Annotated in this window: 32 protein-coding genes; all 32 read right to left on the bottom strand. The window is 53.4% G+C overall.

Annotated features, from left to right (window positions below):
* Positions 1 to 54: 54 nt before the first annotated feature.
* A complete protein-coding gene (gene bfr / locus B347_RS0111850) occupies positions 55 to 519 on the bottom strand; it encodes a bacterioferritin (RefSeq protein WP_019409911.1) in 465 nt (154 codons plus the stop codon).
* A gap of 155 nt (positions 520 to 674) precedes the next feature.
* The gene (locus tag B347_RS0111845; RefSeq protein WP_019409910.1) at positions 675 to 2123 is read right to left on the bottom strand and encodes a catalase; all 1449 of its coding nucleotides are present in this window, start codon (positions 2121 to 2123) and stop codon (positions 675 to 677) included.
* A gap of 173 nt (positions 2124 to 2296) precedes the next feature.
* Entirely contained in the window at positions 2297 to 2683 is a 387-nt protein-coding gene (gene rplQ, locus B347_RS0111840) for a 50S ribosomal protein L17 (protein ID WP_003444357.1), read from the bottom strand.
* A gap of 42 nt (positions 2684 to 2725) precedes the next feature.
* Positions 2726 to 3727 (bottom strand): DNA-directed RNA polymerase subunit alpha, encoded by a 1002-nt coding sequence (locus tag B347_RS0111835; RefSeq protein ID WP_003176403.1) that lies wholly within the window; start codon positions 3725 to 3727, stop codon positions 2726 to 2728.
* A 22-nt stretch (positions 3728 to 3749) separates the two neighbouring features.
* Positions 3750 to 4370, bottom strand: a complete 621-nt coding sequence (gene rpsD, locus B347_RS0111830; RefSeq protein ID WP_003444359.1) for a 30S ribosomal protein S4 — start codon at positions 4368 to 4370, stop codon at positions 3750 to 3752.
* Positions 4371 to 4388: 18 nt separating this feature from the next.
* On the bottom strand, positions 4389 to 4778 hold the full coding sequence (gene rpsK / locus B347_RS0111825; protein WP_002555466.1) for a 30S ribosomal protein S11: 390 nt from the start codon (positions 4776 to 4778) through the stop codon (positions 4389 to 4391).
* 30 nt (positions 4779 to 4808) lie between these two features.
* Positions 4809 to 5165, bottom strand: coding sequence for a 30S ribosomal protein S13 (gene rpsM / locus B347_RS0111820; protein ID WP_019409909.1), 357 nt, complete (start codon positions 5163 to 5165; stop codon positions 4809 to 4811).
* 129 nt (positions 5166 to 5294) lie between these two features.
* Positions 5295 to 5411: a 50S ribosomal protein L36 gene (rpmJ, locus tag B347_RS0111815; protein WP_002555468.1), complete on the bottom strand. Its 117-nt coding sequence runs from the start codon at positions 5409 to 5411 to the stop codon at positions 5295 to 5297.
* 28 nt (positions 5412 to 5439) lie between these two features.
* On the bottom strand, positions 5440 to 6768 hold the full coding sequence (gene secY, locus B347_RS0111810) for a preprotein translocase subunit SecY (protein WP_019409908.1): 1329 nt from the start codon (positions 6766 to 6768) through the stop codon (positions 5440 to 5442).
* Positions 6769 to 7206, bottom strand: coding sequence for a 50S ribosomal protein L15 (rplO, locus tag B347_RS0111805; protein ID WP_016779182.1), 438 nt, complete (start codon positions 7204 to 7206; stop codon positions 6769 to 6771).
* Between the two features lie 3 nt (positions 7207 to 7209).
* Complete coding sequence (rpmD, locus tag B347_RS0111800) at positions 7210 to 7386, bottom strand: 50S ribosomal protein L30 (protein ID WP_003186033.1); 177 nt, start codon at positions 7384 to 7386, stop codon at positions 7210 to 7212.
* Between the two features lie 2 nt (positions 7387 to 7388).
* Entirely contained in the window at positions 7389 to 7889 is a 501-nt protein-coding gene (rpsE, locus tag B347_RS0111795; protein WP_003186035.1) for a 30S ribosomal protein S5, read from the bottom strand.
* A 3-nt stretch (positions 7890 to 7892) separates the two neighbouring features.
* On the bottom strand, positions 7893 to 8243 hold the full coding sequence (gene rplR, locus B347_RS0111790) for a 50S ribosomal protein L18 (RefSeq protein ID WP_003444364.1): 351 nt from the start codon (positions 8241 to 8243) through the stop codon (positions 7893 to 7895).
* Between the two features lie 10 nt (positions 8244 to 8253).
* Positions 8254 to 8787: a 50S ribosomal protein L6 gene (gene rplF, locus B347_RS0111785; RefSeq protein ID WP_003176412.1), complete on the bottom strand. Its 534-nt coding sequence runs from the start codon at positions 8785 to 8787 to the stop codon at positions 8254 to 8256.
* 12 nt (positions 8788 to 8799) lie between these two features.
* Complete coding sequence (gene rpsH / locus B347_RS0111780; RefSeq protein ID WP_019409907.1) at positions 8800 to 9192, bottom strand: 30S ribosomal protein S8; 393 nt, start codon at positions 9190 to 9192, stop codon at positions 8800 to 8802.
* Between the two features lie 212 nt (positions 9193 to 9404).
* Positions 9405 to 9710: a 30S ribosomal protein S14 gene (gene rpsN, locus B347_RS0111775; RefSeq protein WP_019409906.1), complete on the bottom strand. Its 306-nt coding sequence runs from the start codon at positions 9708 to 9710 to the stop codon at positions 9405 to 9407.
* 13 nt (positions 9711 to 9723) lie between these two features.
* Positions 9724 to 10263, bottom strand: a complete 540-nt coding sequence (gene rplE, locus B347_RS0111770; RefSeq protein WP_003186044.1) for a 50S ribosomal protein L5 — start codon at positions 10261 to 10263, stop codon at positions 9724 to 9726.
* A 22-nt stretch (positions 10264 to 10285) separates the two neighbouring features.
* The gene (gene rplX, locus B347_RS0111765) at positions 10286 to 10600 is read right to left on the bottom strand and encodes a 50S ribosomal protein L24 (protein ID WP_003444369.1); all 315 of its coding nucleotides are present in this window, start codon (positions 10598 to 10600) and stop codon (positions 10286 to 10288) included.
* An 11-nt stretch (positions 10601 to 10611) separates the two neighbouring features.
* Positions 10612 to 10980 carry a 50S ribosomal protein L14 gene (rplN, locus tag B347_RS0111760; protein ID WP_002555479.1) on the bottom strand — a complete coding sequence of 123 codons (369 nt, stop codon included), beginning with the start codon at positions 10978 to 10980 and terminating at the stop codon, positions 10612 to 10614.
* A 23-nt stretch (positions 10981 to 11003) separates the two neighbouring features.
* Positions 11004 to 11270, bottom strand: coding sequence for a 30S ribosomal protein S17 (rpsQ, locus tag B347_RS0111755; protein ID WP_003176419.1), 267 nt, complete (start codon positions 11268 to 11270; stop codon positions 11004 to 11006).
* A 2-nt stretch (positions 11271 to 11272) separates the two neighbouring features.
* Positions 11273 to 11464, bottom strand: a complete 192-nt coding sequence (rpmC, locus tag B347_RS0111750; protein ID WP_003444371.1) for a 50S ribosomal protein L29 — start codon at positions 11462 to 11464, stop codon at positions 11273 to 11275.
* Positions 11464 to 11877, bottom strand: coding sequence for a 50S ribosomal protein L16 (rplP, locus tag B347_RS0111745; RefSeq protein ID WP_019409905.1), 414 nt, complete (start codon positions 11875 to 11877; stop codon positions 11464 to 11466). Before rplP ends, rpmC begins: the two co-directional genes overlap by 1 nt.
* Positions 11878 to 11889: 12 nt before the next feature.
* The gene (gene rpsC, locus B347_RS0111740) at positions 11890 to 12576 is read right to left on the bottom strand and encodes a 30S ribosomal protein S3 (protein WP_003176422.1); all 687 of its coding nucleotides are present in this window, start codon (positions 12574 to 12576) and stop codon (positions 11890 to 11892) included.
* 13 nt (positions 12577 to 12589) lie between these two features.
* Entirely contained in the window at positions 12590 to 12922 is a 333-nt protein-coding gene (rplV, locus tag B347_RS0111735; RefSeq protein WP_003444373.1) for a 50S ribosomal protein L22, read from the bottom strand.
* Positions 12923 to 12935: 13 nt separating this feature from the next.
* Positions 12936 to 13211: a 30S ribosomal protein S19 gene (gene rpsS / locus B347_RS0111730; RefSeq protein WP_003232420.1), complete on the bottom strand. Its 276-nt coding sequence runs from the start codon at positions 13209 to 13211 to the stop codon at positions 12936 to 12938.
* A gap of 16 nt (positions 13212 to 13227) precedes the next feature.
* Complete coding sequence (gene rplB / locus B347_RS0111725) at positions 13228 to 14052, bottom strand: 50S ribosomal protein L2 (protein WP_019409904.1); 825 nt, start codon at positions 14050 to 14052, stop codon at positions 13228 to 13230.
* A gap of 14 nt (positions 14053 to 14066) precedes the next feature.
* On the bottom strand, positions 14067 to 14366 hold the full coding sequence (gene rplW, locus B347_RS0111720; RefSeq protein WP_003444375.1) for a 50S ribosomal protein L23: 300 nt from the start codon (positions 14364 to 14366) through the stop codon (positions 14067 to 14069).
* Complete coding sequence (rplD, locus tag B347_RS0111715) at positions 14363 to 14965, bottom strand: 50S ribosomal protein L4 (protein WP_019409903.1); 603 nt, start codon at positions 14963 to 14965, stop codon at positions 14363 to 14365. The genes rplW and rplD overlap by 4 nt, the downstream gene beginning before the upstream one ends.
* A 12-nt stretch (positions 14966 to 14977) precedes the next feature.
* On the bottom strand, positions 14978 to 15613 hold the full coding sequence (gene rplC, locus B347_RS0111710; protein WP_019409902.1) for a 50S ribosomal protein L3: 636 nt from the start codon (positions 15611 to 15613) through the stop codon (positions 14978 to 14980).
* A gap of 81 nt (positions 15614 to 15694) precedes the next feature.
* A complete protein-coding gene (gene rpsJ, locus B347_RS0111705) occupies positions 15695 to 16006 on the bottom strand; it encodes a 30S ribosomal protein S10 (protein WP_003186070.1) in 312 nt (103 codons plus the stop codon).
* A gap of 143 nt (positions 16007 to 16149) precedes the next feature.
* The gene (gene tuf, locus B347_RS0111700) at positions 16150 to 17343 is read right to left on the bottom strand and encodes an elongation factor Tu (protein ID WP_017848801.1); all 1194 of its coding nucleotides are present in this window, start codon (positions 17341 to 17343) and stop codon (positions 16150 to 16152) included.
* 35 nt (positions 17344 to 17378) lie between these two features.
* Positions 17379 to 19484 carry an elongation factor G gene (gene fusA / locus B347_RS0111695; RefSeq protein WP_019409901.1) on the bottom strand — a complete coding sequence of 702 codons (2106 nt, stop codon included), beginning with the start codon at positions 19482 to 19484 and terminating at the stop codon, positions 17379 to 17381.
* Positions 19485 to 19502: the final 18 nt, after the last annotated feature.

The following is a 19502-nucleotide window of genomic DNA, read 5'->3' as shown; positions in this document are numbered from 1 at the left end:
GAGAGATGGCAGGGGCTTTTTGGTGTTCTGGGGCTTCCGCTTTTTGCAGGAGGATCAGAACTGCGATTGCAGGTAGTTCTGCAGACCGATCGACTTGATCAGACCCAACTGCTTTTCAAGCCAGTAGGTGTGATCTTCTTCGGTGTCTGCCAACTGAATACGCAGCATGTCGCGGCTTACGTAGTCTTTGTGACGCTCACACAGTTCAATGCCTTTGCAGAGCGCAGCGCGCACTTTGTATTCCAGGCGCAAGTCGGCGGCGAACATCTCTGGCACGGTAGTACCCACATCGAGGTCATCCGGGCGCATGCGCGGGGTGCCTTCGAGCATCAGAATCCGGCGCATCAACGCATCAGCGTGTTGTGCCTCTTCTTCCATTTCGTGGTTGATACGTTCGTACAACTTGGTAAAACCCCAATCCTCGTACATACGAGAATGGACAAAATATTGGTCACGTGCAGCCAGCTCGCCGGTTAACAACGTGTTGAGGTAATCGATTACGTCCGGGTGCCCTAGCATCGCCCCACATCTCCCTTCTTGAAAGGCTGTAGTTTGAACCAAGCTGACTGAGAGGTCACGGTTCAATCGCAACAAAAACGCTAATTTGTGGAGAAAACATGCCTAAATAACGCAAAAACCGCCCATTTGAGGGCGGTTCTGCTTCTCACTTAGACTTACTTAACGGTTACACCCAGCGCTTTCGCAATGCCTTCACCATAGGCAGGATCGGCCTTTAGGAAGTGCTGCAACTGACGCTGAACAACGTCATCTGTCACACCCTCCATAGCGCCGGCGATGTTGTTGATAAGCAGCGCTTTCTGCTCGTCATTCATCAGCCGGAACAGTGCACCGGCATAGCTGTAGTAGTCAGTGTCTTCGCGATGGTCATAGCGGTCAGCCGCACCACTGAGCGCTAATGGCGGCTCGGCATACTGCGGGGCTTGCTTAGGCGCATCAGCGTAGCTGTTGGGCTCGTAGTTAGGCGCCGCACCACCATTGTTGCCAAAAGCCATAGAGCCATCACGCTGGTAGGTGTGCGCAGGCACGCGTGGGGCGTTGATGGGCAGGTGCTGATGGTTGGTGCCTACACGGTAACGGTGCGCATCCGCATACGCGAAGACACGGCCTTGGAGCATGCGGTCAGGGGAGAGACCAACACCGGGGATCATGTTGCTAGGACCAAAGGCCGCCTGCTCAACTTCAGCAAAGTAGTTGAGCGGGTTACGGTTGAGCTCAAGTTCGCCGATCTCGATCAGCGGAAATTCTTTCTGCGACCAGGTCTTGGTCACGTCGAACGGGTTGTCCCGGTGCGATGCAGCCTGAGCTTCGGTCATGACCTGAATGCACACACGCCATTTTGGGTAGTCGCCACGCTCGATAGCATCGAACAGGTCGCGCTGGGCGTAATCAGGATCCGTTCCGGCAAGACGTGCAGCCTCTTCTGGCGGCAGGTTCTTGATGCCTTGCTTGGTTTTGTAATGCCATTTGACCCAGTGACGCTCACCTGCGGCGTTGATCAGGCTGTAAGTGTGACTGCCAAAACCGTGCATATGGCGATAGCCATCGGGAATACCGCGATCCGAGAACAAAATGGTGACCTGGTGCAGAGACTCTGGTGAATGCGACCAGAAGTCCCATTTCACTTGTGCGCTTTTAAGGTTGCTCTGCGGCAGGCGCTTTTGGGTGTGGATAAAGTCAGGAAACTTGAGCGGGTCGCGAATAAAGAAAACCGGGGTGTTGTTACCCACGATGTCCCAGTTACCTTCTTCGGTATAGAACTTGAGGGCGAAACCACGCGGATCGCGCTCGGTGTCAGCAGAACCCCGCTCACCGCCCACAGTAGAGAAGCGCAAGAAGGTAGGGGTTTGCTTACCGACGGTGTCAAACAGCTTGGCACTGCTGTATTGAGTGATGTCACGCGTCAGGGTGAAGGTGCCATGAGCAGCCGAACCTTTGGCATGCACACGACGTTCTGGAATATTTTCGCGGTTAAAGTGCGCGAGTTTTTCAATCAAGTGAAAGTCTTCGAGCAACAACGGGCCACGAGGCCCAGCCGAACGAGAGTTCTGGTTGTCAGCAACAGGCGCGCCGCTGGCGGTCGTAAGCGTTTTGGTCTGGCTCATGCTAATCCTTCCTCAATCAGTCTTGATGCTGCCGGCTAATCGGCTGAGGAAGAGTATTGACCACGAAAGCTGTGTGGGCAAATGCATTAAATTGTCGAGATCAATAGTTATTAATAATCGACCGAACACAAAAAACCGGGCGCTAGGCCCGGTTCTTTGTAGAGACTGACGTCTTACTCAGCGGATACAGCTTCACCGCCAACTGGACGATCAACCAACTCGACGTACGCCATAGGCGCGTTGTCGCCAGCGCGGAAACCGCACTTGAGGATGCGCAGGTAGCCACCCTCACGAGTTGCATAACGCTTGCCCAGATCGTTGAACAGCTTACCAACGATGGCTTTCGAACGCGTACGGTCGAAGGCCAGACGGCGGTTAGCCAGACAATCATTCTTGGCCAGAGTAATCAGCGGCTCAGCAACGCGACGCAATTCTTTGGCTTTCGGCAGAGTCGTTTTGATCAGCTCGTGCTCGAACAACGACACTGCCATGTTTTGAAACATAGCCTTGCGATGGGAGCTAGTGCGGCTCAGGTGACGACCACTTTTACGATGACGCATGGTTCATTCCTTACCAAACACAACGTTCGGTGATTACGACGATCAGGCAGTCGCCTTGTCGTCCTTCTTAAGACTTGCAGGCGGCCAGTTGTCGAGGCGCATGCCGAGGGACAGACCACGGGAGGCCAGAACGTCCTTGATTTCAGTCAAGGATTTCTTGCCCAGGTTCGGAGTCTTCAACAGTTCTACTTCGGTGCGCTGAATCAGGTCACCAATGTAGTAAATGTTCTCCGCCTTAAGGCAGTTGGCCGAACGCACGGTCAGTTCCAGATCGTCAACCGGACGAAGCAGGATCGGATCGATCTCGTCTTCCTGTTCGATAACCACTGGTTCGCTGTCACCTTTGAGGTCGACGAATGCAGCCAACTGCTGTTGCAGGATGGTTGCAGCACGACGGATAGCCTCTTCAGGATCTAGGGTACCGTTGGTCTCCAGATCAATAACCAGCTTGTCCAGGTTAGTACGCTGTTCTACACGGGCGTTTTCCACCACGTATGCGATACGGCGAACCGGGCTGAACGAAGAGTCAAGCTGCAAGCGACCAATGCTACGGCTTTCGTCTTCATCGCTCTGACGCGAGTCTGCTGGTTCATAACCACGACCACGAGCTACGGTGAGCTTCATGTTCAAGGCGCCGTTAGACGCCAGGTTGGCGATTACGTGATCGGGATTAACGATCTCGACATCATGATCCAGCTGAATATCGGCAGCGGTAACCACCCCCGAACCCTTCTTCGACAAGGTCAGCGTAACTTCGTCACGGCCGTGCAGCTTGATAGCCAGACCTTTAAGGTTCAACAGGATTTCAATTACGTCTTCCTGTACACCTTCGATGGCGCTGTACTCGTGGAGCACACCATCAATCTCGGCCTCGACTACTGCACAGCCTGGCATTGAGGACAACAGGATGCGGCGCAGCGCGTTGCCCAGGGTGTGGCCAAAACCACGCTCGAGAGGCTCGAGAGTGATTTTAGCGCGGGTTGGACTGACAACCTGCACATCAATGTGGCGGGGTGTCAGGAACTCATTTACCGAAATCTGCATGGATGCACCTATTTTCTAGCCCTTACTTGGAGTAGAGCTCGACAATCAGGCTTTCGTTGATGTCGGCGGACAGATCACTGCGAGCAGGAACGTTCTTGAAAACGCCCGACTTCTTCTCAGTGTCTACTTCTACCCATTCTACGCGGCCACGTTGGGCACACAGATCGAGAGCTTGGACAATGCGAAGCTGGTTCTTTGCTTTCTCGCGGATAGCGACCACGTCACCAGCACGAACCTGGTAGGACGGAACGTTAACGGTCTGACCGTTTACGCTGATCGACTTGTGCGATACCAACTGACGAGATTCGGCACGAGTAGAGCCGAAACCCATACGGTATACGACGTTATCCAGGCGGCATTCGAGCAGTTGCAACAGGTTTTCGCCAGTTGCACCTTTTTTGCCAGCAGCTTGTTTGTAGTAGCCGCTGAACTGACGCTCGAGAACGCCGTAGATACGACGGACCTTCTGCTTTTCACGCAGTTGGGTGCCGTAGTCGGATTGGCGACCGCGGCGTTGGCCGTGGATGCCTGGAGCAGCTTCAATATTGCACTTCGATTCGATAGCGCGCACACCACTCTTCAGGAAGAGATCGGTGCCTTCACGACGTGCCAGTTTGCATTTTGGACCAATGTAACGAGCCATTCTTTACAGTCTCCTGGATTACACGCGGCGCTTCTTCGGCGGACGGCACCCGTTGTGCGGGATTGGCGTCACGTCGGTGATGCTGGCGATCTTATAGCCACAGCCGTTCAAAGCACGGACAGCGGACTCACGACCTGGACCTGGACCTTTAACGTTAACGTCAAGGTTTTTCAGGCCATATTCCAGCGCAGCTTGACCAGCACGTTCAGCAGCTACTTGAGCAGCAAACGGGGTGGACTTGCGAGAACCGCGGAAACCCGAACCACCGGAGGTAGCCCAAGAAAGCGCGTTACCCTGACGGTCGGTGATGGTCACGATTGTGTTGTTGAAAGACGCGTGGATGTGGGCGATGCCATCAACCACTGTCTTTTTTACTTTTTTACGAGGACGAGCAGCAGGTTTTGCCATGACTAAATTCCTGTCGATTCGCTGGTGCGATTACTTGCGGATCGGCTTACGCGGACCTTTGCGAGTACGCGCGTTGGTCTTGGTACGCTGACCGCGCACTGGAAGACCACGACGATGGCGCAGACCGCGGTAGCAGCCCAAATCCATCAAGCGTTTGATTTTCATGTTGACTTCACGACGCAGGTCACCTTCAGTGGTGAACTTTGCCACTTCGCCACGCAGTAACTCAATCTGCTCGTCGCTCAGATCCTTGATCTTAGCGGCTGGGTTTACACCAGCATCCACACAGATTTTCTGTGCAGTAGTGCGACCAACACCATAGATGTAGGTCAGCGAGATAACAGTGTGCTTGTTATCTGGAATGTTAACGCCTGCAATACGGGCCATTCAGTGGGACTCCAATTGACAGCTACCTACGCCCCGGAAGCCAAGAAATAGGGCGCGAGATAATATCGCTGTAATAACAAATAATCAACCCAGCAGCGCACTAGCTGCTGGGCTTCAAACAGATCACACTCAGCCTTGGCGCTGTTTGTGACGTGGTTCCGCGCTGCAAATTACCCGAACAACACCTTCGCGGCGAATAATCTTGCAGTTACGGCACAGCTTTTTCACCGATGCACGAACTTTCATCACCAACTCCTCTAACCTTATGGGAACTTCAGCGCAGCATGCCGCTGCCGTAGCCCTTCAGGTTGGCTTTCTTCATCAGGGATTCGTACTGGTGCGAAACGAGGTGCGATTGTACTTGCGACATAAAGTCCATAACAACCACGACCACGATCAGCAACGAGGTCCCGCCAAGGTAGAACGGAACGTTTGCTGCAACCACCAGGAACTGGGGCAACAGACATACGGCCGTCATATAAAGAGCACCGAACAGAGTCAAACGAGTCAAAACGCCATCAATATAGCGCGCAGACTGCTCACCTGGACGGATACCCGGAATAAAGGCACCGGACTTCTTCAGGTTTTCCGCTACGTCTTTCGGATTGAACATCAACGCCGTATAGAAGAAGCAGAAGAAAATAATCCCTGCACTAAACAGCAGAATATTCAACGGCTGACCAGGAGCGATCGACTGCGAGATGTCCTGCAACCAGCCCATACCTTCAGACTGACCAAACCAGGCACCCAGCGAAGCCGGGAACAGCAAAATGCTGCTCGCAAAAATAGCCGGGATAACACCGGCCATATTCACTTTCAGCGGTAGGTGGCTAGTCTGCGCAGCAAACACCTTGCGGCCTTGCTGACGCTTGGCGTAGTGAACAGCAATACGACGCTGACCACGCTCAATGAACACCACGAAACCGATAATCGCTACTGCCAGCAAACCGATAGCAACCAAGGCGAAGATGTTGATATCGCCCTGACGCGCAGACTCAAAAGACTGCCCAATTGCTCTCGGAAGACCGGCGACGATACCCGAAAAAATCAACATCGAGATACCGTTGCCAACACCACGCTCAGTAATCTGCTCACCCAGCCACATCATAAACATTGCACCCGCCACAAACGTGGTTATTGCAACGAAATGGAAGCCTAGGTCACCAGTGAACGCCACGCCTTGCCCTGCCAGACCAATGGACATGCCAATAGCTTGAACAAGAGCAAGAACGACAGTGAGGTAGCGGGTGTACTGGCTTATCTTGCGACGACCAGCTTCACCTTCCTTCTTCAACTGCTCCAGCTGTGGGCTGACAGCGGACATAAGCTGCATGATGATCGATGCCGAAATGTACGGCATGATCCCCAGCGCAAAAATACTCATCCGCTCCAGCGCACCGCCGGAAAACATGTTGAACAAGCTAAGAATGGTCCCCTCATTCTGTCGAAACAGGTCCGCCAACCGGTCCGGGTTAATGCCTGGAACTGGGATGTGTGCGCCTATTCGGTAGACGATAATCGCCAAGAATAGAAAACGCAGACGAGCCCAGAGCTCGGATAACCCGCCTTTGCTGAGCGCTGAGAGAGCACCTTGCTTAGCCATTTATTCCTCGAACTTGCCGCCAGCTGCTTCGATAGCCGAACGCGCACCTTTGGTGGCGCCGATTCCCTTGCCGATTGTGACAGCGCGAGTAACTTCACCGGACAGCATGATTTTCACACGCAGTACGTTGACGTTGATCACGTTGGCATCTTTCAGGGTCTGCACAGTAACGATATCGCCTTCCACTTTAGCCAGCTCGGACAAACGCACTTCTGCGCGATCCATGGCTTTCAGGGAAACGAAACCGAACTTAGGCAGACGGCGATGCAGCGGCTGTTGACCGCCTTCAAAGCCTGGAGCAATTGTGCCACCGGAACGGGAGGTCTGACCTTTGTGACCACGGCCACCAGTCTTACCCAAACCGCTACCGATACCACGGCCCGGACGATGCTTTTCGCGACGGGAACCCGGCGCTGGACTCAGATCATTGAGTTTCATCGATTAACCCTCGACACGCAGCATGTAGTAAGCCTTGTTGATCATCCCGCGATTCTCGGGAGTATCAAGTACTTCTACAGTGTGACCGATGCGACGCAGACCCAAACCCTTAACGCACAATTTGTGGTTAGGGATACGGCCGGTCATGCTTTTGATCAGCGTTACTTTTACGGTAGCCATGATCAGAAGATCTCCTTGACGCTTTTGCCACGCTTAGCAGCGATGGACTCAGGAGATTGCATAGCTTTCAAACCTTTGAAAGTGGCGTGAACCACGTTTACCGGGTTAGTCGAGCCATAGCACTTGGCCAGAACGTTCTGAACGCCAGCAACTTCGAGGACAGCACGCATAGCGCCGCCAGCGATGATACCGGTACCTTCAGAAGCAGGCTGCATGTAAACCTTCGAAGCGCCATGAGCGGACTTCATTGCGTACTGCAGCGTTGTGCCGTTCAGGTCAACTTGAATCATGTTGCGGCGAGCAGCTTCCATTGCCTTCTGGATCGCAGCAGGCACTTCACGTGACTTGCCACGGCCGAAGCCAACGCGCCCTTTACCATCACCAACCACGGTCAACGCGGTGAAAGTGAAGATACGGCCGCCTTTAACGGTTTTGGCTACGCGGTTAACTTGAACCAGCTTCTCAATGTAGCCTTCGTCGCGCTTTTGGTCGTTATTTGACATAACTTAGAACTCCAGCCCAGCTTCACGAGCAGCCTCAGCCAGCGCTTTCACGCGGCCGTGGTACTTGAAGCCAGAGCGGTCGAAAGCCACCTGCGAGACGCCAGCGGCTTTAGCACGCGTAGCGACCAGCTGGCCAACCTTTGTGGCCGCGTCGATGTTGCCAGTGGCAGCATCACGCAGTTCTTTGTCCAAAGTCGAGGCGCTTGCCAGGACTTTGCTGCCGTCGGCCGAGATGACCTGGGCATATATATGCTGCGAAGAGCGGAACACGCAGAGACGCACAACTTCTAATTCGTGCATTTTCAGACGTGCTTTGCGAGCGCGACGCAGTCGAGTAACTTTTTTGTCGGTCATTTGCTAGGCCCTACTTCTTCTTGGCTTCTTTACGGCGGACGACTTCGTCCGCGTAACGCACACCTTTACCTTTGTAAGGTTCTGGTGGACGGAAGTCGCGGATCTCAGCGGCCACTTGACCTACCAGCTGCTTATCGATGCCCTTGATCAGGATATCGGTTTGGCTTGGGGTCTCAGCGGTGATGCCTTCCGGCAGTTCGTAATCCACTGGGTGCGAGAAGCCAAGAGCCAGGTTCAGCACTGTGCCTTTTGCTTGCGCTTTGTAACCAACACCGACCAGCTGGAGCTTGCGCTCGAAGCCTTGGCTTACGCCTTGGACCATGTTGTTTACCAACGCACGAGTGGTACCAGCCATTGCGCGAGTTTGTTGATCGCCATTGCGAGCAGCGAAACGCAGCTCACCGGCCTCTTCAACGATTTCAACCGACGAATGGATGTTCAGTTCTAGAGTGCCCTTGGCACCCTTCACCGAAAGCTGTTGGCCTGCGAATTTTACTTCGACACCAGCTGGCAGCTTAACGGGGTTCTTAGCGACGCGTGACATGCTTATCCCCCCTTAGAACACAGTGCAAAGAACTTCGCCGCCGACACCGGCAGCGCGCGCAGCACGATCCGTCATCACACCTTTGTTGGTGGAGACGATAGACACACCGAGACCGCCACGAACTTTTGGCAGGTCATCGGAGGACTTGTACTGACGCAGGCCTGGACGGCTAACGCGCTTAACTTCTTCGATAACCGGACGGCCTTCGAAGTACTTCAGCTCGATAGACAGCAGTGGTTTGATTTCGCTGCTGATCTGATAATCCGCGATGTAACCTTCGTCTTTGAGAACTTTGGCTACAGCTACCTTCAACGTGGAAGATGGCATGCTTACGACGGACTTTTCAGCCATCTGGGCATTACGGATTCGAGTTAGCATGTCCGCTAACGGGTCCTGCATACTCATGGGCTAGACGCTCCTGATACAAAAAGAATTAGCCTTGCGGCTACAACTATCGCCGAGTGACTCAATGCTTAAAAAGCACGGGCTCAGGCGAGCCGGATATTCTAGACACACGCCAGAAATGAATCAAGCCCCAATAGGGGCTTGATTCATATTCAAGGCCACCGACTGTCAGGATATTGCGACCCTGACAGTGGAGACTTTGTCTGTACGCCTTACCAGCTGGCTTTAACCAGACCTGGTACGTCACCACGCATTGCTGCTTCACGCAATTTGTTACGGCCCAAGCCGAACTTGCGGTAAACACCGTGCGGACGACCAGTCAGGCGGCAGCGGTTACGCATGCGCGCAGCGCTTGCGTCACGTGGCTGCTTCTGCAGAGCTACTTGAGCTTCCCAACGCGCTTCTGGACTTGCGTTCAGATCAACGATGATAGCTTTAAGCTCAGCACGCTTCTTGGCGAACTTGGCAACCGTTAGCTGACGTTTCAGCTCGCGGTTTTTCATGCTCATCTTGGCCATGGTCCTACTCCAATCAGTTGCGGAACGGGAATTTGAAAGCACGCAGCAATGCGCGACCTTCATCATCTGTCCGAGCAGTGGTGGTCAGGGTGATGTCCAGACCGCGAAGGGCATCGATTTTGTCGTAGTCAATTTCCGGGAAAATGATCTGCTCTTTAACGCCCATGCTGTAGTTACCACGACCATCGAAGGACTTGGCATTCAGGCCGCGGAAGTCGCGAACCCGAGGCAGGGAGATCGACAGCAGACGATCCAGGAATTCGTACATACGCTCACGGCGCAGAGTTACTTTGACGCCGATCGGCCAGCCTTCGCGAACTTTAAAGCCTGCGATGGATTTGCGAGCGTAGGTCACAACAACTTTTTGACCTGTGATCTTTTCCAAATCAGCTACAGCGTGCTCGATGACTTTTTTGTCACCGATCGCTTCGCCCAAACCCATGTTCAGAGTGATCTTGGTAACGCGCGGAACTTCCATCACGTTCGAAAGCTTAAGTTCTTCCTTAAGTTTCGGAGCGATTTCCTTCCGGTAAATCTCTTTTAGTCGTGCCATGGTCTCATCTACCTAGCAGTGTTCAAGCATCAACCGCTTTTTGGGTCGACTTGAAGACACGAATTTTTTTGCCTTCTTCTACTTTAAAACCAACGCGATCAGCCTTGTTGGTTTCGCCGTTGAAAATGGCCACGTTAGAAGCGTCCAGTGGAGCTTCTTTCTCGACGATACCGCCTTGTACGCCCGACATCGGGTTTGGCTTGGTATGACGCTTAACCAGGTTCAGACCGCCAATAACCAGACGGTTGTTAGCGAGAACCTTAAGCACCTTACCGCGCTTACCTTTGTCTTTGCCGGCGATCACGATGATCTCGTCGTCACGACGAATCTTTTGCATGTCGGATCTCCTTACAGCACTTCTGGGGCGAGCGAGACGATCTTCATGAACTTCTCAGTACGAAGCTCACGGGTCACTGGCCCAAAGATACGGGTGCCGATCGGCTCTTGCTTGTTGTTCAGAAGAACAGCAGCGTTGCCATCAAAGCGGATAATGGAGCCATCAGCACGACGTACGCCGTGACGAGTGCGGACTACAACAGCAGTCATCACTTGGCCTTTTTTCACTTTACCGCGAGGAATTGCTTCCTTCACGGTAACTTTGATGATGTCACCGATACCAGCGTAACGACGATGGGAGCCACCCAGCACCTTGATGCACATAACGCGGCGTGCGCCGCTGTTATCGGCCACATCGAGCATGGATTGAGTCTGAATCATATAATTTCTCCGACCCCTAGTCCTTAGACTTCCACAGCGCGTTCGAGAACATCAACCAATGCCCAAGACTTAGTCTTGGCCAGCGGACGAGTTTCACGAATAGTGACTTTGTCGCCGATGTGGCACTGATTGGTTTCGTCGTGCGCGTGCAGCTTAGTCGAACGCTTAACGTATTTACCGTAGATCGGGTGCTTAACGCGACGCTCGATCAGAACGGTGATGGTCTTGTCCATCTTGTCGCTGACAACACGGCCAGTCAGCGTACGGACAGTTTTTTCGGCTTCAGCCATGATTACTTACCTGCCTGCTGTTTGAGCACAGTCTTCACGCGAGCAATGTCACGCTTAACTTGCGAGAGCAGATGCGACTGCCCCAACTGGCCAGTTGCTTTCTGCATACGCAGATTGAACTGGTCGCGCAGCAAGCCGAGCAGTTGCTCGTTCAGCTGCTGTGCGGATTTTTCACGAAGTTCATTCGCTTTCATCACATCACCGTCCGTTTAACAAAGGAGGTGGCGAGCGGCAGCTTTGCAGCAGCCAGGGCGAAAGCCTCACGCGCCAGCTCTTCAGAAACACCCTCGATTTCATACAGGACTTTGCCTGGCTGAATCTGGGCAACCCAGTATTCGACGTTACCCTTACCTTTACCCATCCGAACTTCGAGTGGCTTTTTGGAAATAGGTTTGTCCGGGAATACACGGATCCAGATCTTGCCACCACGCTTAACGTGACGGGTCAGTGCACGACGCGCTGATTCGATCTGACGAGCGGTGAGGCGACCACGAGCAACAGACTTCAGCGCATACTCGCCGAAGCTGACTTTGCTACCGCGCAATGCCAAGCCACGGTTGTGGCCAGTCATTTGCTTGCGGAACTTCGTACGCTTAGGTTGTAACATTTGGCGTACCCCTTACTTAGCAGCTTTTTTACGAGGCGCTGGTGCTTGTGGCTTCAGCTCTTCTTGGCGACCACCAATTACTTCGCCTTTGAAGATCCAAACCTTTACACCGATCACACCGTAAGTGGTGTGAGCTTCGTAGTTGGCATAGTCGATGTCGGCACGCAGGGTGTGCAATGGCACACGACCTTCGCGATACCATTCAGTACGTGCAATTTCAGCACCGCCGAGACGACCGCTCACTTGGATTTTGATGCCTTTGGCACCAATGCGCATAGCGTTCTGTACAGCGCGTTTCATCGCGCGACGGAACATTACACGACGCTCCAGCTGCTGAGCTACGCTCTGCGCAACCAGCATACCGTCGAGTTCCGGCTTGCGGATCTCTTCGATATTGATGTGCACAGGCACACCCATTTGCTTGGTCAGGTCCTGACGCAGCTTCTCAACATCTTCACCTTTCTTCCCGATAACGATACCTGGACGAGCAGTGTGGATGGTGATGCGTGCAGTTTGGGCCGGACGATGGATATCGATACGGCTTACGGACGCGCTTTTTAGTTTGTCTTGGAGGTATTCACGCACCTTCAGATCAGCGAACAAGTAGTCCGCATAAGTCCGACCGTCTGCGTACCAGACGGAGGTGTGCTCCTTGACGATTCCCAGGCGAATGCCAATGGGATGTACTTTCTGACCCATCTCTTCGACTCCGTTACTTGTCAGCAACCTTGACAGTGATATGGCAAGACCGCTTGACGATGCGATCAGCGCGGCCTTTGGCACGCGGCATGATGCGCTTCAGCGAACGCCCTTCGTTGACGAAAACGGTAGCGACTTTAAGGTCGTCAACGTCTGCGCCTTCGTTGTGCTCGGCGTTGGCTACGGCCGACTCCAGCACTTTCTTGATGATCTCGGCGGCTTTCTTGTTGCTGAAAGCCAACAGGTTGAGCGCTTCGCCCACCTTCTTCCCGCGGATCTGGTCGGCGACCAAGCGGGCTTTCTGGGCGGAGATTCGAGCGCCCGACAACTTAGCGGCTACTTCCATCGTTCCTTACCCCTTAACGCTTGGCTTTCTTGTCTGCCACGTGCCCACGATAAGTGCGGGTACCGGCAAACTCGCCTAGTTTATGGCCAACCATGTCTTCGTTCACAAGAACTGGGACATGAAGACGACCGTTATGCACAGCGATGGTCAGACCGACCATTTGTGGCAGGATCATCGAACGACGCGACCAGGTTTTCACCGGTTTGCGATCGTTCTTTTCCGCCGCCACTTCGATCTTCTTCAGTAGGTGAAGATCAATAAAAGGACCTTTTTTCAGAGAACGTGGCACTGTCGTATCCCTCTATTTACTTGCGACGACGGACGATCATTTTGTCGGTACGCTTATTACCACGAGTCTTCGCGCCCTTAGTCGGGAAGCCCCATGGCGATACCGGATGACGACCACCAGAGGTACGACCTTCACCACCACCATGTGGGTGGTCAACCGGGTTCATGGCAACACCACGAACGGTTGGGCGAACGCCACGCCAGCGTTTGGCACCAGCTTTACCCAGCGAACGCAGACTGTGCTCGGAGTTCGAGACTTCGCCCAACGTTGCACGGCATTCAGCCAATACTTTACGCATTTCACCAGAACGCAGACGCAGGGTCACGTAAACACCATCGCGAGCTACCAGCTGAGCCGAAGCACCAGCGGAACGTGCGATTTGCGCGCCTTTACCTGGCTTCAATTCGATGCCGTGTACGGTGCTACCTACTGGAATGCTGCGCAGCTGCAGCGAGTTACCTGGCTTGATCGGTGCCAAAGCACCTGCGATCAGTTGGTCACCAGCGCTCACGCCTTTAGGGGCGATGATGTAACGGCGTTCGCCGTCTGCGTACAACATAAGAGCAATGTGAGCAGTACGGTTTGGATCGTATTCGATACGCTCAACAGTGGCTGGAATGCCATCTTTGTCGTTGCGACGGAAGTCGACCAAACGATAATGCTGCTTATGACCACCACCGATGTGACGAGTGGTAATACGGCCATTGTTGTTACGACCACCAGACTTCGATTTTTTCTCGAGCAGCGGTGCGTGAGGAGCGCCTTTATGCAGCTCCTGGTTGACCACCTTGACCACATGACGGCGGCCAGGGGAAGTCGGTTTGCATTTAACGATTGCCATGATGCACCCCTTCCTTACTCAGCACTGCTGCTGAAATCGAGATCTTGGCCTGGCTGAAGGGAGATTACCGCCTTCTTCCAGTCATTACGCTTGCCCACGCCGCGAGCGGTGCGCTTGCTCTTACCCAGAACATTCAGGGTAGTAACACGCTCAACTTTCACGCTGAACAGGCTTTCGACGGCCTTCTTGATTTCCAGCTTGGTTGCATCAGTAGCAACCTTGAAAACGAACTGGCCTTTCTTGTCTGCCAGAACCGTAGCCTTCTCGGAAACGTGCGGGCCAAGCAGAACTTTAAATACGCGTTCCTGGTTCATCCCAGCAGCTCCTCGAATTTCTTCACGGCCGACACGGTGATCAACACCTTGTCGTATGCGATCAGACTAACTGGATCGGAACCTTGCACGTCACGTACATCAACGTGTGGCAGGTTACGAGCAGCCAGGTACAGATTCTGATCAACAACTTCGGACACGATCAGGACGTCTGTCAGACCCATGCCAGTCAGTTTGTTCAGCAGATCTTTGGTTTTCGGTGCTTCAACAGCGAAGTCCTGAACCACGACCAGACGATCAGTACGCACCAGTTCAGCAAGGATGGAACGCATTGCTGCGCGATACATCTTCTTGTTGAGCTTCTGAGAGTGATCCTGTGGACGAGCTGCGAAAGTGGTACCGCCGCCGCGCCAGATTGGGCTACGGATAGTACCGGCACGAGCACGGCCAGTACCTTTCTGACGCCAAGGGCGCTTACCGCCACCACGAACGTCGGAACGGGTCTTTTGCTGCTTGCTACCTTGACGGCCGCCAGCCATGTAGGCCACGACTGCTTGGTGAACCAGCGTCTCGTTGAACTCGCCGCCGAAAGTCAGTTCGGAAACTTCGATCGCTTGAGCGTCATTTACGTTTAATTGCATGTCAGCTTCCCCTTAACCGCGAGCCTTGGCCGCCGGACGTACAACCAGGTTGCCGCCAGTAGCGCCAGGAACAGCACCCTTGACCAACAACAGATTGCGTTCAGCGTCGACGCGCACTACTTCGAGGGACTGCACGGTCACGCGCTCAGCGCCCATATGACCGGACATTTTCTTGCCCTTGAATACACGACCAGGAGTCTGGCACTGGCCAATAGAGCCCGGGACGCGGTGGGAAACGGAGTTACCGTGAGTGTTATCTTGGCCACGGAAATTCCAACGCTTGATCGTACCCTGGAAGCCTTTACCTTTGGACTGACCGGTTACATCAACCAGTTGACCAGCAGCGAAGATTTCAGCGTTGATCAGGTCGCCTGCTTGGTACTCGCCTTCTTCAAGACGGAATTCCAGCACGGTACGACCAGCTGCAACGTTTGCCTTGGCGAAGTGACCCGCCTGAGCAGCTGTTACACGCGAAGCGCGACGCTCGCCGACAGTGACTTGCACTGCACGATAGCCATCGGTTTCTTCAGTTTTGAACTGGGTGACGCGATTCGGCTCGATCTCAATGACCGTGACCGGAATGGAGACACCTTCTTCGGTGAAAATACGGGTCATACCGCATTTACGACCGACTACACCAATAGTCATGTTGTAAACCTCATGAGTGTACGGGGCTTTCACCCGCTATGGCCGCCCATTTCAGAGCGTTACACGACTAAGACCCAAGTCTTAGCCGAGGCTGATCTGCACTTCCACACCGGCCGCAAGATCAAGCTTCATAAGTGCATCAACGGTTTTATCCGTTGGCTGGACGATATCCAGGACGCGCTTATGAGTACGGATCTCGTACTGGTCACGCGCGTCTTTGTTGACGTGCGGGGAGACCAGAACGGTGAACCGCTCTTTACGGGTAGGCAGTGGAATTGGACCACGCACTTGAGCACCAGTACGTTTCGCGGTTTCCACGATTTCCTGGGTTGATTGGTCGATCAGGCGATGGTCAAAAGCCTTCAACCTGATACGGATTTGCTGATTTTGCATTGGATTTCAGACTCCAGATTGCTATTCCCACCGAGCGCAATACGCCCGTTAAAAGGAGGCGCAATTCTATAGACGACCCCACTAGGTGTCAACTCAATAAAAAAAGCCCCCGCTGAGCGGGGGCTTTTTCATGCAATCATCGATTATTCGATGATTTTGGCTACGACGCCAGCGCCGACGGTACGACCGCCTTCACGAATAGCGAAACGCAGACCATCTTCCATTGCGATGGTTTTGATCAGGGTAACAGTCATTTGAATGTTGTCACCTGGCATTACCATTTCAACGCCTTCTGGCAGCTCGCAGTTACCAGTCACGTCAGTAGTACGGAAGTAGAACTGTGGACGGTAGCCTTTGAAGAACGGAGTATGACGGCCGCCTTCTTCTTTACTCAGAACGTAAACTTCTGCGGTGAACTTGGTGTGAGGCTTAACAGTGCCTGGCTTAACCAGAACCTGGCCACGCTCAACATCGTCACGCTTGGTGCCACGCAGCAGAACGCCGCAGTTCTCGCCTGCACGACCTTCGTCGAGCAGCTTACGGAACATTTCAACGCCGGTGCAAGTGGTAACAGTAGTGTCACGCAGACCAACGATTTCCAGCGGATCTTGAACGCGAACGATACCGCGCTCGATACGACCAGTCACAACAGTACCGCGACCAGAGATCGAGAATACGTCTTCGATTGGCATCAGGAACGGCTTGTCGGTCAGACGAACTGGTTCTGGGATGTAGCTGTCCAGAGTTTCAACCAGCTTACGAACGGCAGTGGTGCCCATTTCGTTGTCGTCTTTGCCTTCCAGCGCCATACGAGCAGAACCGATGATGATCGGAGTGTCGTCACCTGGGAAGTCGTAAGTGCTCAGCAGATCGCGCACTTCCATCTCTACCAGTTCCAGCAGCTCAGCGTCGTCTACCAGGTCAGCCTTGTTCAGGAAAACCACGATGTACGGAACGCCTACCTGACGGGACAGCAGGATGTGCTCACGAGTTTGTGGCATCGGACCATCAGCAGCCGAACAAACAAGGATCGCGCCGTCCATCTGGGCAGCACCGGTGATCATGTTCTTCACGTAGTCAGCGTGACCTGGGCAGTCAACGTGAGCGTAGTGACGAATTTTCGAGTTGTATTCAACGTGCGCAGTGTTGATGGTGATGCCACGAGCTTTTTCTTCTGGCGCGCTGTCGATTTTATCGAAATCAACGATAGCCGAACCGAAAACCTCGGAGCAAACACGAGTCAGAGCTGCAGTCAGCGTGGTTTTACCATGGTCAACGTGACCGATAGTGCCAACGTTGACGTGCGGTAGGGAACGATCAAATTTTTCTTTAGCCACGACAATTAACTCCTTGCCTAAAGGACTGAACTAAATCAGCCTTGTTTTTTAGTAACAGCTTCGACGATGTGCGACGGAGCTGTATCGTATTTTTTGAATTCCATAGAGTAGCTTGCGCGACCCTGGGACATGGAACGAACGTCGGTCGCATAACCGAACATTTCACCCAACGGAACCTCAGCACGAATAACTTTGCCGGAAACCGTATCTTCCATACCTTGGATCATGCCGCGACGACGATTCAAGTCGCCCATCACGTCACCCATATAGTCTTCAGGTGTAACAACCTCTACCGCCATGATCGGCTCAAGCAACTCACCACCGCCCTTCTGGGCCAGTTGCTTGGTAGCCATGGAAGCAGCCACCTTAAACGCCATCTCGTTGGAGTCGACGTCGTGGTAAGAACCATCAAACACGGTAGCCTTCAGGCCGATCAGCGGATAGCCGGCAACAACACCGTTCTTCATCTGCTCTTCGATACCTTTCTGGATAGCCGGGATGTATTCCTTAGGAACCACACCACCTACCACTTCGTTCACGAACTGCAGACCTTCCTGACCTTCGTCAGCAGGAGCAAAACGGATCCAGCAATGGCCAAACTGACCACGACCGCCGGACTGACGAACGAACTTGCCTTCGATCTCACAGTTCTTCGTGATGCGCTCACGATAGGAAACCTGAGGCTTACCGATGTTGGCTTCAACGTTGAACTCACGGCGCATCCGGTCAACCAGGATGTCCAGGTGCAACTCACCCATACCAGAGATGATCGTCTGACCAGTCTCTTCATCAGTTTTAACGCGGAAAGATGGATCTTCCTGAGCAAGTTTGCCCAGAGCGATACCCATTTTTTCCTGGTCATCTTTGGTCTTAGGCTCAACGGCAACCGAAATAACCGGCTCCGGGAAATCCATACGAACCAAGATGATTGGCTTGTCAGCGTTGCACAGGGTCTCACCAGTGGTGACGTCCTTCATGCCGATCAAGGCCGCGATGTCACCAGCGCGCACTTCCTTGATCTCTTCGCGGGCGTTTGCATGCATTTGCACCATACGACCCACACGCTCTTTTTTACCTTTAACCGAGTTGATTACGCCGTCGCCGGAGTTCAAAACGCCCGAGTAAACGCGGACGAAAGTCAAGGTACCCACGAATGGGTCAGTAGCGATTTTAAACGCCAGAGCTGAGAACGGCTCGCTGTCGTCTGCATGACGCTCCAACTCGATAGTCTCGTCATCCGGGTCAGTACCCTTGATGGCTGGAATATCGGTAGGCGCAGGCAAGAAGTCGATAACGGCGTCGAGAACCAAGGGAACACCCTTGTTCTTGAAGGAAGAACCACAAACAGCCAAGACGATCTCACCAGCGATAGTACGCTGACGCAGAGCAGCCTTGATTTCCGCGATGGTGAATTCTTCACCTTCGAGGTACTTGTTCATCAGCTCTTCGTTGGCTTCGGCCGCAGCCTGAACCATGTTATCGCGCCACTCATCAGCCAGATCTTTCAGCTCAGCTGGAATTTCTTTGCGGACAGGAACCATACCCTTGTCTGCATCATTCCAGTAGACAGCTTCCATGTTGATCAGATCGATCTGACCCTGGAAGTTATCTTCAGAACCAATAGCTAGCTGGATAGGCACCGGAGTGTGACCCAGACGCTTTTTGATCTGCTCGATTACGCGCAGGAAGTTCGCACCAGCACGGTCCATCTTGTTTACGTAAACAAGACGTGGAACACCGTATTTGTTGGCTTGACGCCATACGGTTTCCGACTGAGGCTCCACACCCGAAGTACCGCAGAACACAACAACAGCACCATCGAGTACGCGCAGGGAACGCTCAACTTCAATAGTGAAGTCTACGTGGCCCGGGGTATCGATTACGTTGAAGCGATGCTCGTCTTTGTACTGCTTGGCAGAACCTTTCCAGAAGGCGGTAATAGCAGCAGAAGTAATGGTAATACCACGCTCCTGCTCCTGAACCATCCAGTCTGTGGTCGCGGCGCCATCATGCACCTCGCCCATTTTGTGACTTTTGCCAGTGTAAAAAAGGACGCGCTCTGTGGTGGTGGTTTTACCAGCATCCACGTGAGCAACGATACCAATGTTACGGTAGCGATTAATCGGAGTAGTACGAGCCATAAAGCCCTCGCAAAATTA

The organism is Pseudomonas psychrophila HA-4 (genome assembly GCF_000282975.1).
Classification (GTDB): domain Bacteria; phylum Pseudomonadota; class Gammaproteobacteria; order Pseudomonadales; family Pseudomonadaceae; genus Aquipseudomonas; species Aquipseudomonas psychrophila_A.
Note: the sequence above shows the minus strand (reverse complement) of the source record. Positions and strands in the feature narration are given on the sequence as shown.

Excerpts from the sequence above, each read along its gene's own strand:
- rplW (WP_003444375.1), bottom strand. The coding sequence starts at position 14,366 with ATGAACCAGGAACGCGTATTTAAAGTTCTGCTTGGCCCGCACGTTTCC.
- rplC (WP_019409902.1), bottom strand. The coding sequence starts at position 15,613 with ATGACTATTGGTGTAGTCGGTCGTAAATGCGGTATGACCCGTATTTTC.
- rpmC (WP_003444371.1), bottom strand. The coding sequence starts at position 11,464 with ATGAAAGCGAATGAACTTCGTGAAAAATCCGCACAGCAGCTGAACGAG.
- bfr (WP_019409911.1), bottom strand. The coding sequence starts at position 519 with ATGCTAGGGCACCCGGACGTAATCGATTACCTCAACACGTTGTTAACC.
- rplD (WP_019409903.1), bottom strand. The coding sequence starts at position 14,965 with ATGCAATTAAACGTAAATGACGCTCAAGCGATCGAAGTTTCCGAACTG.
- rplX (WP_003444369.1), bottom strand. The coding sequence starts at position 10,600 with ATGCAAAAGATTCGTCGTGACGACGAGATCATCGTGATCGCCGGCAAA.
- rpsJ (WP_003186070.1), bottom strand. The coding sequence starts at position 16,006 with ATGCAAAATCAGCAAATCCGTATCAGGTTGAAGGCTTTTGACCATCGC.
- rplP (WP_019409905.1), bottom strand. The coding sequence starts at position 11,877 with ATGTTACAACCTAAGCGTACGAAGTTCCGCAAGCAAATGACTGGCCAC.
- rplV (WP_003444373.1), bottom strand. The coding sequence starts at position 12,922 with ATGGAAGTAGCCGCTAAGTTGTCGGGCGCTCGAATCTCCGCCCAGAAA.
- rpmJ (WP_002555468.1), bottom strand. The coding sequence starts at position 5,411 with ATGAAAGTTCGTGCATCGGTGAAAAAGCTGTGCCGTAACTGCAAGATT.
- rplB (WP_019409904.1), bottom strand. The coding sequence starts at position 14,052 with ATGGCAATCGTTAAATGCAAACCGACTTCCCCTGGCCGCCGTCATGTG.
- fusA (WP_019409901.1), bottom strand. The coding sequence starts at position 19,484 with ATGGCTCGTACTACTCCGATTAATCGCTACCGTAACATTGGTATCGTT.
- rplE (WP_003186044.1), bottom strand. The coding sequence starts at position 10,263 with ATGGCACGACTAAAAGAGATTTACCGGAAGGAAATCGCTCCGAAACTT.
- rpsK (WP_002555466.1), bottom strand. The coding sequence starts at position 4,778 with ATGGCAAAACCTGCTGCTCGTCCTCGTAAAAAAGTAAAAAAGACAGTG.
- rpsE (WP_003186035.1), bottom strand. The coding sequence starts at position 7,889 with ATGTCAAATAACGACCAAAAGCGCGACGAAGGCTACATTGAGAAGCTG.
- rplN (WP_002555479.1), bottom strand. The coding sequence starts at position 10,980 with ATGATTCAGACTCAATCCATGCTCGATGTGGCCGATAACAGCGGCGCA.
- rpsH (WP_019409907.1), bottom strand. The coding sequence starts at position 9,192 with ATGAGTATGCAGGACCCGTTAGCGGACATGCTAACTCGAATCCGTAAT.
- rpsN (WP_019409906.1), bottom strand. The coding sequence starts at position 9,710 with ATGGCCAAGATGAGCATGAAAAACCGCGAGCTGAAACGTCAGCTAACG.
- rpsQ (WP_003176419.1), bottom strand. The coding sequence starts at position 11,270 with ATGGCTGAAGCCGAAAAAACTGTCCGTACGCTGACTGGCCGTGTTGTC.
- rpsD (WP_003444359.1), bottom strand. The coding sequence starts at position 4,370 with ATGGCTCGTTACATTGGTCCAAAATGCAAACTGGCACGTCGTGAAGGC.
- rpsM (WP_019409909.1), bottom strand. The coding sequence starts at position 5,165 with ATGGCCCGTATTGCAGGCGTTAACATTCCAGATAACAAGCACACTGTT.
- rplO (WP_016779182.1), bottom strand. The coding sequence starts at position 7,206 with ATGAAACTCAATGATCTGAGTCCAGCGCCGGGTTCCCGTCGCGAAAAG.
- rpmD (WP_003186033.1), bottom strand. The coding sequence starts at position 7,386 with ATGGCTACCGTAAAAGTAACGCTGATCAAAAGCATGACCGGCCGTATC.
- B347_RS0111835 (WP_003176403.1), bottom strand. The coding sequence starts at position 3,727 with ATGCAGATTTCGGTAAATGAGTTCCTGACACCCCGCCACATTGATGTG.
- secY (WP_019409908.1), bottom strand. The coding sequence starts at position 6,768 with ATGGCTAAGCAAGGTGCTCTCTCAGCGCTCAGCAAAGGCGGGTTATCC.
- rplF (WP_003176412.1), bottom strand. The coding sequence starts at position 8,787 with ATGTCACGCGTCGCTAAGAACCCCGTTAAGCTGCCAGCTGGTGTCGAA.
- rplR (WP_003444364.1), bottom strand. The coding sequence starts at position 8,243 with ATGACCGACAAAAAAGTTACTCGACTGCGTCGCGCTCGCAAAGCACGT.
- rplQ (WP_003444357.1), bottom strand. The coding sequence starts at position 2,683 with ATGCGTCATCGTAAAAGTGGTCGTCACCTGAGCCGCACTAGCTCCCAT.
- B347_RS0111845 (WP_019409910.1), bottom strand. The coding sequence starts at position 2,123 with ATGAGCCAGACCAAAACGCTTACGACCGCCAGCGGCGCGCCTGTTGCT.
- rpsC (WP_003176422.1), bottom strand. The coding sequence starts at position 12,576 with ATGGGTCAGAAAGTACATCCCATTGGCATTCGCCTGGGAATCGTCAAG.